Source organism: Spirochaetota bacterium (genome assembly GCA_040756435.1).
Classification (GTDB): Bacteria; Spirochaetota; UBA4802; order UBA4802; family UB4802; genus UBA4802.
The window spans coordinates 1-10,529 of sequence record JBFLZD010000081.1; the positions used below are offsets into that span (position 1 = coordinate 1).

The 10,529-nt window shown below is 39.2% G+C and carries 9 protein-coding genes; 7 read left to right on the plus strand and 2 right to left on the minus strand.

The annotated features are described in order from the left end of the window. Nucleotides 1-80: 80 nt before the first annotated feature. Nucleotides 81-575 (plus strand): CsgG/HfaB family protein, encoded by a 495-nt coding sequence (locus tag AB1444_15365; protein ID MEW6528034.1) that lies wholly within the window; start codon nucleotides 81-83, stop codon nucleotides 573-575. Nucleotides 576-591: 16 nt separating this feature from the next. Then, nucleotides 592-1,098: a thiol peroxidase gene (gene tpx / locus AB1444_15370; GenBank protein MEW6528035.1), complete on the plus strand. Its 507-nt coding sequence runs from the start codon at nucleotides 592-594 to the stop codon at nucleotides 1,096-1,098. Nucleotides 1,099-1,149: 51 nt separating this feature from the next. On the opposite strand, the gene AB1444_15375 is transcribed toward tpx, so the two are convergent. Further along, nucleotides 1,150-3,546, minus strand: coding sequence for a penicillin acylase family protein (locus AB1444_15375; GenBank protein ID MEW6528036.1), 2,397 nt, complete (start codon nucleotides 3,544-3,546; stop codon nucleotides 1,150-1,152). Nucleotides 3,547-3,996: 450 nt separating this feature from the next. Here AB1444_15375 and AB1444_15380 point away from each other — a divergent pair, with 450 nt between their 5' ends. Next, nucleotides 3,997-4,446, plus strand: coding sequence for a hypothetical protein (locus AB1444_15380; GenBank protein ID MEW6528037.1), 450 nt, complete (start codon nucleotides 3,997-3,999; stop codon nucleotides 4,444-4,446). A 127-nt stretch (nucleotides 4,447-4,573) separates the two neighbouring features. After that, complete coding sequence (locus AB1444_15385) at nucleotides 4,574-5,137, plus strand: VOC family protein (protein ID MEW6528038.1); 564 nt, start codon at nucleotides 4,574-4,576, stop codon at nucleotides 5,135-5,137. Between the two features lie 21 nt (nucleotides 5,138-5,158). Here the strand turns inward: AB1444_15385 and AB1444_15390 are convergent, their stop codons facing one another. Beyond that, nucleotides 5,159-5,941 carry a YdcF family protein gene (locus AB1444_15390; protein ID MEW6528039.1) on the minus strand — a complete coding sequence of 261 codons (783 nt, stop codon included), beginning with the start codon at nucleotides 5,939-5,941 and terminating at the stop codon, nucleotides 5,159-5,161. A 396-nt stretch (nucleotides 5,942-6,337) separates the two neighbouring features. On the opposite strand from AB1444_15390, the gene AB1444_15395 reads away from it, so the two are divergent. The 3 genes from AB1444_15395 to AB1444_15405 all read left to right on the plus strand — a co-directional run. Beyond that, nucleotides 6,338-7,393: a glutamine amidotransferase family protein gene (locus tag AB1444_15395; protein ID MEW6528040.1), complete on the plus strand. Its 1,056-nt coding sequence runs from the start codon at nucleotides 6,338-6,340 to the stop codon at nucleotides 7,391-7,393. Nucleotides 7,394-7,401: 8 nt separating this feature from the next. Next, nucleotides 7,402-8,919: a glutamate synthase-related protein gene (locus AB1444_15400; protein ID MEW6528041.1), complete on the plus strand. Its 1,518-nt coding sequence runs from the start codon at nucleotides 7,402-7,404 to the stop codon at nucleotides 8,917-8,919. Between the two features lie 14 nt (nucleotides 8,920-8,933). Further along, nucleotides 8,934-10,529, plus strand: a 1,596-nt coding sequence (locus AB1444_15405) for an FAD-dependent oxidoreductase (GenBank protein MEW6528042.1), incomplete at its 3' end; no start/stop codon positions are given.

Genomic DNA, 10,529 nt, shown 5'->3' on the forward strand with positions numbered 1-10,529 from the left:
CCTTCGGCGGCGGGGGTGTACACTAGTATTCATTATGAAATTTTTTAAGGAATTATTACTGGGCGTGTTATATTTTTATTATGAGTAAAAGAAAAATTTTTTTAATTGGTATTTTTCTTTTTGTATTTGGGTGTGCAAGTACATCTATACCTGTTACAAAAACATATGAAGATGCTGCAGATGTTTTAGCCAATCAATTAAAGCCACAGCTACAGGAATTATCAACTCAAAAGAATATAAAAATAGCCATACTTCCGTTTGGAGGTCCAAAAGGCAAACCAACACCTTTTGGTAAAAAAATGGCAACGTTATTGCAGTCAAAGTTATTTTCACAAAGATGGGATTTAATTGAACGTGATCAAATAGACAAAATAATAAATGAAAAAAATTTATCTGCAACTGGTGTCGTGGAAGATAACGATTATATTAATACAGGTTCAATAGCTGGAGCTGATTTTATCATTATGGGAACAACCTATTATGGAAAAAAGGCGTTAATAACAACAAAGATTATCAATGTGCATAATGGTTCAATTGAGGGCATTGCACAGGTATATCTAATGTTTCCAAAATGAAAATAAAGGAGGTTGTATGCCAACTTTAAAAATTACAGCCCATGGCAATCCCGTAACACTTGAAGGCGAGATGCCGTCAGTTGGTGATAAAGCGCTGGATTTTACAGTACTTGATATTAATTTTGCTCCTGTTTCACTGTTAAGCTTTAAAGGTAAAATTGTTATAATCAGTGCTGTACCTTCACTTGACACCTCAGTGTGTCAGTTACAGACAACGCGATTCAATAAGGAAGCAGCTTCATTAGATGCAGTGGTTCTGACCATAAGCATGGATTTACCATTTGCTCAGAAGCGCTTTTGTGAATCCTTCAATATAAATAATATTAAAACCTTATCAGACTTCAAAGATAAAAGTTTCAGTTTGAGTTATGGTGTGTATATACGGGAATTGGGATTAATTGCCCGTTCTGTGTGGATCATTGACAAAGCAGGTACCATTGCGTATCGTCAGATTGTGCCTGATATCACTCAGGAACCAGATTATGATGATGTATTGAAAGCTGCCAGAGCGTTGGGAGCATAAATGAATTTAAAAACGAAAGGGGCTCTGTCAAGAACCCCTTTCTTTGTTTATCTATGGCACTAATGTCATTATGAATTTTGCATTACGCTGTATTATTTCACTGTCAATGTAATCATTGTGGTACTTCATGCCAACATACAACGGTGTTTGATCGCAATAGTAGGGGCTGGCAGTGTGGCCACTGGTGCCAGTGGGAATAACCGTTAATGATTCATTAAGATTGTGCATGGGGAATATGTGCCGCTGTGATGCACCATCAGTTATAACAAATGGATTATTAAGTTTATAGGAATATGGGCATACCGTATGGAAACTTCCACCAACCGGGTATGGCCCGCGATTATATCCAAACAACCAGTCTAAAAGCTTTACTTCACCCAATGGGTGTTTTAATACCAGTTTATGAGCTTTTCCCCATTTCCATTTTTCTGGATTATTACCAAAATCATCCTTAAGCAAATCTACTGCATCTTTTATAGATTTGGCAATTATATCATTAAAAGATTCTTTTTTGGGTGTTGATACATCATCACACCATATTGAACCCTTATTTACACGTATAGTATCAATGAAAAGATTCACCAGAACCCTCTCTTTTGCAAGCTCTTCGTAAAGCTCATCGCCTAACTCATCATGGAAAATGTTATATGAAAGTTTAATGTAGATTGTATCAAATAGTGTAGCAGCACTGCTATCAATTGCAAAGCTACCATCCCAATCTTTGAGCATGGTGTAAATATATTCCAATGATTTTTTCAAGGAACTATCGCCCTCTATTATTTGTAAAAGTAATGGTTTCCATATGGTAGCAAGTTCTGAAACCTGATCAGTTTGGATTGCTTTAAAATCATTAACCGATAATTTGTCTTTTTGTTGTAATAGAGTAGTGATACGGTTATAGCGCCATGGCATTTCAAACCAGTAGCTGATATAATAAGGGTATTGTTCCATGACTGTTTTATTGTTGGCTGAGGCAACAAAACCCTGAGTGGGATTATACATATGGGGTTGTCTTTCAAAAGGCACTATCCCCTTCCAGTCATACTCACTGGTCCAGCCAGGATTGATCATCATGGGATTTCCTTTTCGTATAGGAATGCCAGCAGCGCAATATAGGCCTATGTTACCTGAAGTATCAGCATACACAATATTCTGGCTTACTGAACGAAAGTGACGAATGGCATTGGTGAAATCGTTCCAGTTCTTTGCGCGGTTGAGCATATATACTGTCAGTAACTCATTGCTTGGCTCATTACCCATCCAGCGCATGGATATCACATCATCCATTTTCTTGAAATCAGTAACCACAGGACCACGGTGAGTAAAAAGAATTTCTTTTGTTATTATTTCACCGCCTTTGACTTTAATTTCTTCTTTTACTACAGTGAAATTTTTCCATTGTCCATTATACTGGTATTGCAGTTTGTTAGTGGGATTTACCTTTTCTAAGTAAAAATCCATATCATCAACCATAACGTTGGTCATACCCCAGGCAATGTACTCGTTATGTCCGCATACAATACTTGGTTCACCAGGTATTGCAACACCGGTAACATTGAGTTTCCCTTCAACTACCTGATGCATCTGATACCATATACCAGGTATGAACAAACCTAAGTGCATGTCGTTGGCTAAAATTGGTTTGCCGGTGACACTTTTTTTGCCTGCTACAGCCCAATTATTGCTTGCAAAGAATATGCCAGCGCCAATGTCCTGTATTTTTTGTGTTGCTTGAAGGATTGTGTTCGATAGCTCTGGTAAGCATTTAGCCTTAGCAAATGATGGGTAGATAACATCAGTAATATATTTAACATCTGGCGTTAAAGCCTTTGCATGAGCCTGGTCAACTTTTTTCCATATTTTATACAGTACTGTTTCAGTTGTCCATGGCATGGTAAGATCCCATGCCATATAACCAATTAAATTAACCGAATCTTCAACCTTCCAGTTTTCAGGCTTATATCCTAAAATCTTGAATTCAAGTGGAAGGCTTTCTGCATGAAGTTGTAAGTATTGATTAACGCCATCAGCAAATGCTTGCAGATGTGATATGACAGTTGGGTCTGTATGGGCTATGACATATTTTGATTTTTTTGTTATCTGCAAAGCGCGCATCAATACATCAGTATCCACCATATCCTTCCCAAAAATCTCGGATAACCTGCCAGTGGTAACACGGCGCAGTAAATCCATCTGCCACATTCTGTCCTGTGCCATGACAAAGCCGGTTGCAAGATAAAGGTCATGTTCGTTCTTTGCATAAATGTGGGGTATGCCATATTCATCACGGTAAATTTTTACAGCTTGTGACAGTCCCTTTAATTGCAGCTGTCCTGAATACTGTGGTAGTCCTGATTTGGCAAGATTTTTGACATATAACAATACAGCCACTGCCAGAACCAGTATCAGGATAATCAAACCAATAATTACTTTTTTTCCCCTATTCATTGTTAAACCTCCATTACGTATTTATGTTATTATATAACAAAGCAATATAAAAAGTAAAGAAATTATTTCAAAAGATTATAATGTTGCATATTAGATAAACTATACAAAAATTTTTTATTTGACATCAGCAATAATTCCTTAAAAAATTTCATAATGAATAGAGTGTACACCCCAGGCGCCTTCGGCGGCGGGGGTGTATACTATTTTATATTTTATTCAAATTTCCACATTTAGGAATAATTAGTGATTTGACATTATATTTCAATATGATGTAAATTCAAGAATTGTTCCTATATGCAAAGCAATGTTATTCTTAATAAAAAATGAATGTATTTCTTAGCTATGGTTATTGGCAGTAAGCTTTGTTGATTATAAAATGTTTATAAATAATACTTACTGTATCTATATAAAGTACAACTATATAAACACTATACTCTGGGAGGATACTATATGCAGTTTGAAACAACAACATGCATCAAAAAAGAACATCGAAAGCTATTACATCATTATGCCGACACATTTGATATTCCAGTAACCGATTTTTTAACATCTCTCATACATTATGCTGCATTATGCGAAAAGAAAAAGCCCAAGACTTTTAAGGGCATTCGATACAGGAAACGGAGACAAGGCGAATGGGAACGTATGCACCTGTATGTTCGCTACAACGAATACGAATTTTTGCTGGATATGAAGAAATTGTGGAAGATGAGTGTGGCGCTTTTAATTGAATATTGTATTGAAAATGTATTGGATGAATTTGTAAAAAGGTTACTTAAAGAAGATAATACATATAGTTATCGGTTTACCAGCTATACATTTAGTTTTGAAAAGGTCTTTGGATGTCATAGTTATCAAATAATATGGGGGTTACCACCGGAAATAATGGAAAAAACATAAACTCATCCCCATTTATTTGCAGTAATATAGTAGCATTCTCCCAACACTGAGATTCTGCATTCAAGCAGGGTAAAACGGTGTATGGCAAGATACGATAATAGATGATATATTTTTAAAGGAGGTTTGCATGCATAATCCTGAATTAATCAATAAACACCAAAATATTAAACTTCCAGCAATCAATCAATTAGGAATTCTTGTTACAGATATACATGAAGCTGTTAAAAACTACACACGCATATTAGGAATTGGCCCCTGGTTTAAGTCAAAGACTGTAAAGCATGAAGTATTGTACCGCGGTAAACCGATAACTATTGACGTTGATATCGTTCTTGCGTTTCATAAAGGAATTGAGGTTGAGCTTATAGAGCTTAGAGGCGGCGACGAGTGCATATACACAAATCTTATTGCCACCTCTGGTGGCGGTTTGCACCATGCTGGTTCGCTGGTGTTATCATACAATCAGGGGATGAAACAGGTGCATGAAGCAGGCATTGAGGTTATCCAATCAGGTGTTATCGTAACACAGGGTGGGGCTGTTACGCGTTATGCATATTTAGATACAGTGAAGCAATGCGGTATTATCACTGAACTTATTGAAACAAGGCTGTATGGTATGCCGGTACCACAAAACAGGTTTTTTATGGAAATAGGCTGCCTGACCGGTGATGTGGAAAAAATTAACGGCTAATATATTGAGCGATAGTTCATATTACAAACTTACTGCTACATATAACACAAAAAGTGCAATATACTCCCGCAAAGCTTTCGTGGAATTAGCAAAACTTGAAAATTGTGGCAAAAAGCTATATATGGTATACTGCATATCCAGTTTAGAATCACACAATACGGGTGTAATTGATACATTTGACTTTCCAAAAAGTTTATAAGCACGCGGCATATGATAGGCAGATGTTACCAGGGCAATAGATCTATAATTTTTTCTTTCACATATTTTAATAACATTTAAAGCATTGTCATCAGTATCTCTGCTCTGGCTTTCAATAATGATGTCCTCTTTTTTAACATTTAACCGCTGTAACACAGAGTACATGGTATAACTTTCTTGTATGTTACCACCAGCTGAACCTCCCGATAGTATGATTGGTTTGTGTGTATTGGTATACAAAAGATAACCAGCCAGTAGCCTGTTTACTGAATCCTCTTTAAAATTGCCATTTTCATACACGCCACCTCCCAGGATAACTATGGCATCTATTGTGTTTATATGGTTTAATGTATTTTGTGTACCATTAGTGGTATTAATCTTGTGGGCATGGATACCGGGGACTATCGCCTGTGCCTGTTTTTCTAAATGATAGAATAAAACATCTTTCACCGGTTCAATTGATAGCGAATAGAGTAGCAGCGCACATGATAGCGACAATATGGTAATGCTTTTTCGTTTTACACACACACCAATGATAATAAACACAATGACAAAAATGCCAGGTGGCAGCATTGCACTGGTGATAAGTTTTTTTAAAAAAAACATGATGCCTCTCCCGGTTACTATCGCCCAAAATTATTATATATTCTTTTGATGTAAAGCATTATACTTTAAAATTATTTAGTGATTTTTACAAATTTATTATAGTGATACCTATTTGCAATCTTGATTAGTGTGCATTTTGTTATTATTTTGTGTTAGCATCCGGGATTCTACTTTTCTGATACCAGGATAGCTTTCTAGAATCAGTAGAATGATGTTTACATGGTGATTTCATTGGTATTTGCATTATAAACACTACAAGATGGTGAACAAAAAATTTGATCTAACTATGCTCTTAAAATTTAACATAGCTGTAACATATATGCAGCCTTTTGTATTGAATTACAGGGTGCATGCGCTACATATGGTTCTTACCACTAAACAAGTAAAGAGGGTGTTATGTGTGGAATAGTAGGTATAATAAACACTGACAGAACAAAGATTGATGGCAGTTACATCCGTGAAGCAATTCGTATTCAGAATGAACGAGGAAACGGCCTTGGCGGAGGTTTTGCAGCCTATGGCATTTATCCCGAACATAAAGATAATTATGCTGTCCATATTATGTATCAGGGGGGAAGGCACAGCGACATTATAAAAAAAATTGAAAACTTTTTGGAACAAAAGACAAAAGTCCATCACTCCGAAGAGATTCCCGTATACCCAACAAGCACTATTCCTTCAGGGCCTTACTTTAAACGCTACTTTGTCAATCCATTAAAGGAACAGATTCCTGTGGGTAAAAATGAAGATGATGCCATGGTTGATATCGTTATGTCCATTAACAGGATGGGCGATGCCTATGTTATATCCAGTGGTAAAGATATGGGGGTGTTTAAAGGTGTGGGGTTCCCTGAAGATATTGCTGATTTTTTCCGCATACAGGATTACAAAGGGTACATGTGGATTGCCCATAACCGGTTCCCAACCAATACTCCGGGGTGGTGGGGTGGTGCTCACCCGTTTACCATTCTTGACAAGGCCGTTGTGCACAATGGTGAAATAACCAGTTATGGCACCAATAAACGCTGGTTAGAGATGTTTGGCTACTTTTGTATGCTCCAGACCGACACCGAAGTCATAAGCTATATTTTTGACAAGCTAACCCGAAAAGATGGCCTGAGCATTGAGGATGCCTGTTTTGTGATGGCCCCTTCGTTGTGGGAAGACATCGAATATGAAAATGCAGATAAAAAAATGCTTCTGCGGCAATTATACGGCCAGGCTATTGTGAATGGGCCTTTTGGTATAGTACTCACACATTCGGGCGGGGCGATAGTTCTTAATGACCGAAACAAGCTGCGGCCAGTTGTCTGTGCGCGCGTTGGTTCAACCTACTATGCATCATCTGAGGAATGCAGTATACGGTTACTATCTCCAAAAGTGGATGAACTGTGGTCGCCCAAAGGTGGTGAAGCTGTTATTATTAATATAGCAAAAGAGGAGGCTGCATAATGGCTTCAATGAAGAATAACTGGAAAACCATACCTCCTTTCCACCCTGAGATTGATTATTCACGATGTGACTATAAAAATGGATGTACATTATGTGCGCATGAGTGCTCATGGGGCGAGATTGCGTTAAAACCAGAAAAGTTAGATAATGGCACAGTGGTTTACAAGCCTGTGGCTAACCTTACATCGTGTGGTTCATGTCAACGCTGTGTCAAAATGTGCCCGTATAATGCAATTCATATTGTTAACAGTCCCATGTACACAAGCCACGGTTACTGGACTCCTGATTATGTAGGCAATATCTGGAAACAGGCTTCATCAGAAGGTGGTGTGCTTTTAGTGGGCAATGGTGCAACAGGTCCCCAGCGGCGCTATTTTGACCACCTGATGTTTGATGCCTGCCAGGTTACCAATCCTTCCATAGACCCTTTGCGTGAACCAATGGAAATTCGTACGTATTTGGGCAGGCGTCCTGCACAGTGGGGAGAGGAAACGTTCCCGCTTCTTAAATTAGAAGTCCCCATAATGTTTGGTGCTATGAGTTTTGGTGCATTGAACCTGCGTGTCCATGAAGCCGAAGCAAAAGCAACCAAAGAAATTGGCACGTACTGGAATACTGGTGAGGGCGGATTTCATAAATCATTACGTGAAAAATATGGTGCTAATACTATTGTGCAGGTGGCTTCAGGCCGTTTTGGAGTAAGTGAGGATTATTTAAAATCAGCTGCTGCAGTTGAAATTAAAATAGGGCAGGGTGCAAAGCCAGGAATTGGTGGACACCTGCCAGGCGAAAAGGTTACCCCTCCAATATCCCAAACACGAATGATCCCGGTGGGTAGTGACGCATTGTCTCCTGCGCCGCATCATGATATTTACTCTATTGAAGATCTGCGACAATTAATCTATGCAATAAAAGAAGCAACAGAATATAAAGTGCCAGTAAGCGTTAAGATTGCTGCAGTACATAATGTTGCTGCAATTGTCAGCGGCATTGCACGGGCTGGTGCTGATATCATTGCCATTGATGGATTTAGAGGAGGTACTGGCGCAACGCCTTTGCAAATACGTCAAAATACTGGCATCCCCATTGAACTGGCAATAGCTGCAGCAGATGAGCGGCTGCGCCAGGAAGGGATACGCAATCAGGTAAGCTTGGTAGCCAGCGGTGGTATACAGTGCTCATCAGATGTGCTGAAGGCAATCTGTTTGGGTGCTGATGCTGTATATGTTGCAACACCGGTGCTTATTGCATTAGGATGTGGCATGTGTCAGAGGTGTTTTACCGGGAAATGTGCCTATGGTATAACCACAAATAAGCCGGGCCTTGCCGAGCGCATTGATGTTGATGAAGCAGCATGGGCACTGAAGAATTTACTTCATGCATGGGCCGAGGAAATAGAGGAACTCATGGGTTCAATGGGTATCAATGCTATTGAGGCAATGCGTGGTAATAGGGACAGGCTGCGTGGCGTTGGCCTGAATGAAGAAGAATTAAGAATTTTAGGTGTTAAGCATGCAGGAGCATAAAGGAGGATGGAACGATGGTGTTGACTGCAACCTTGAATGCTAAAGGCGTTTATTATAAAATGTTAAACCGTCAGATACGGGAACTTGTTGCAAAAGGGGAAACTACTGTAACGCTGGAAAATGTTTTGGGTCAGCGTTACATTGGCGGAGGTCTTAACGCTGACGTAACCATAACCATTAATGGCACGCCCGGGCAGGATTTAGGTGCATTTATGAATGGTCCTGTTATCATTGTTCATGGCAATGCACAGGATGGGATAGGAAATACCATGAATGCTGGTACGATTGTAGTACATGGAAAAGCAGGTGAAATCCCGGGGCATTCAATGCGTGGTGGTCAAATTTTAATTCGTGATGATGTTGAATATCGAGCTGGTATTCACATGAAAGAATATGAAACACAGATACCTTTTCTTGTTATTGGCGGCACTGCTAAGGATTATTGTGGCGAATATATGGCAGGAGGCCGTGTGGTGGTACTCAATCGTTTTGATGAAAAGGAGCCGGTTGGCAATGACATTGGTACTGGCATACATGGTGGTGTCATATACATTCGTGGGAATGTAGATAAACGCCGCCTGGGTGTTGGTGCTATTCTGGCAGAAATGGATAAGGAAGATATTGCTTTTTTGCAGAATGTGCTGCAAACTTTTAAAGCAACGTTCCCGTATATTGAACTATCGCACATAACATTAAATGATTTTAAAAAAATTACCAAAAAAGGGCACAGACCTTTTGCTAACCTATATGCTCCAGCAATGAATATTAAAACCAAAAGACCTATTCACCTGAATCTGACACCACCATGTACATATGCTTGTCCCAGTGGTATTCCAACACCTGTGTTTATCAACTTAATAAAAGATGGGAAAATTAAAGAAGCGCAATTATTAATGGATGAGTACACGCCATTTCGCATGTCGGTGTGTGGGACGGTTTGCCCTGCACCATGTATGCAGGCTTGCAGTCGCAACATGATTGATGGGCCAATGAATATTCCATATTTAGCGCGTGAGTACTATCCCGATTTTAATCCAACAGTATATGGCAAACCAAAGGATAAACGCATAGCCATTATTGGTGCAGGCCCTGCCGGTTTGTCTGCTGCATGGCAGCTTGCACGCAGGGGGTACCGCGTCACCGTGTTTGAAAAGACGGCTGACATTGGCGGAAAGGTTCGCCTGGCAATTCCCAAGGACAGATTACCCGATGAAGTTTTGAGCAAGGATTTAAATAGAATTAAAAGCTTGCCTATTGAGTTTAAGATAAATACACCCGTTAATAAAAATCTTTTTGAAAAGATTTACAAAGATTTTGATGCTGTGCTTGTGGCAACTGGTGCGTATGTTTCGCGTAAACTTCAGGTCAAAGGTGGTGAGCGAATTATTTCTGGTTTGGAATTTTTGATGGGAATCAACGAAGGCAATCCAATGGACCTGACGGGTAAAGATGTTGTTATCATTGGTGCAGGTAATGTTGGAATGGATATAGCTTGTGAGTCATGGAGGCATGGCGCAAAAAGCGTGACAGCTGTTGATATCCAGAAGCCACTTGCATTTGGCAAAGAAAGAGAAATGGCTGAAAAGCTTGGCACAAAAATTTTGTGGCCA